This is a genomic window from Arthrobacter sp. 05T47 (assembly GCF_056395825.1).
The window spans coordinates 1-1481 of sequence record NZ_JBFTKG010000145.1 but is presented as its reverse complement, the minus strand read 5'-3'; the positions used below and the strand labels follow the sequence as shown (position 1 = coordinate 1481).

Annotated in this window: 2 protein-coding genes; one reads left to right on the top strand and one right to left on the bottom strand. The window is 65.5% G+C overall.

Annotated elements, in window-relative coordinates; translation table 11 throughout:
- A partial coding sequence (locus tag AC1DEY_RS23395) for a helix-turn-helix transcriptional regulator (RefSeq protein ID WP_476870085.1) occupies window positions 1-772 on the bottom strand: 772 nt, incomplete at its 3' end.
- 167 nt (window positions 773-939) lie between these two features.
- Between AC1DEY_RS23395 and AC1DEY_RS23390 the strand changes: the two genes are divergently transcribed.
- Window positions 940-1481 (top strand): MFS transporter (locus AC1DEY_RS23390; RefSeq protein WP_476870084.1); only part of this gene is annotated, 542 nt, incomplete at its 3' end.

The window sequence follows — 1481 nt, the reverse complement described above, 5'->3', positions numbered from 1 at the left end:
CGATCAGGGTCAGGCCCTCATCGCCCGGGAGTTGCATGGCCTGGAAGGTCAGTTCGAAGTCCCCGACGATGGGGTGGCGGAAGGGTTTCACTCCGGTGCGGTGGAGCCGGACGTTCTGGGYGGCCCACATGGTCCGGAAGTCCTCGCTCTTGGTGGAGAGCTCTCCGATGAGGTCTGAGAGGTCGCGGTTGTGGGGATCGCGGGCGGCTTCCTGCCGGAGGATGGCCACGACGTCCTGGGCCATTGATCCCCACTCGGGCAACTGGTCCCGGGAACCCGTATCAAGGAAGACGAAACGTGCGAAATTCTGGGGCGGCTCCGGCTCGTCGCCGTTGGGGTGGTAGAGCGCCCGGGCCAGGGCGTTCATGCCGAGGACATCGAGCCGGCCATTCTGGACGAAGGCCGGGATGCCGGTCATGCCGTCGAGAAGATGTTGAATACTGGGGCTGAGCTTCTGCGGCACGCGCCGGCGCTGCCGGGGCCGTTTGAGGTTTGATGCGCGGGCGAGGTCGAAGAGGTAGGTGCGTTCGGCGTCGTCGAGTTTCAGGGCCCGGGCGAGGGATTCGAGGATGCTGTCGGAGACGCCGGTGAGGTTTCCGCGCTCGAGTCGGTTGTAGTAATCAATGCTCATCCCGGACACTGCTGCGAGTTCCTCGCGGCGGAGCCCGGGCACCCGGCGCAGGCCCCCGTACACGGGCAGCCCTGCCATTTCAGGGCTGATCCGGGCACGGCGCGACTTAAGGAAATCGCTCACTTCACTGTTGTTGCTCACCTTTTCCACGGTACGCGCGAACAAGCCGCTGGTGGGAGGTACGGCTATTACATGGAACACCAGCCACTACCTCGGGTTCGGGCATGGCGGTTGACTGGATGACGGAGGGACGCAAAAGCGCTTTCTCATCTCTCCCCCGCCACCAAGACTTCTTTGGAGAACCCTGAATGACTGACTTCTCTGCCGTGAAGGCAGCGGATCCCACGCGGAGACGCCGCTGGATAGCCTTGGTGTTCATCTCGATCGCCCAGCTGATGGTGGTCTTCGACGCCTCGATCATGAACATTGCCCTCCCGCAGGCCCAGACCGATCTTGCGTTCAGCGACGCGGACCGCCATTGGGTGATCACCGCCTACAGCCTCGCTTTCGGGGCGCTGCTCCTTCTTGGAGGGCGGGTCTCGGACCAGTGGGGCCGCCGGCGCGCCTTCATCGTGGCCCTCGTGGGCTTCAGCCTGGCCTCCGTCCTCGGCGGCATCGCCCCCAATATCGGGGTGCTTCTGGCGGCCCGCGTCCTGCAGGGCGTGTTCGCGGCGCTCCTCGCCCCGGCCGCGATGTCGCTGCTCTCGGTGACTTTCCCCACCGGCAGGGAACGGGCCACCGCATTCGGCGTTTTCAGCGCCATCGCCGGAGCCGGCGGCGCCATCGGTCTGCTCCTCGGTGGCGTGCTAACCGAGTTCGCGACCTGGCGGTGGACGCTGCTGGTCAACAC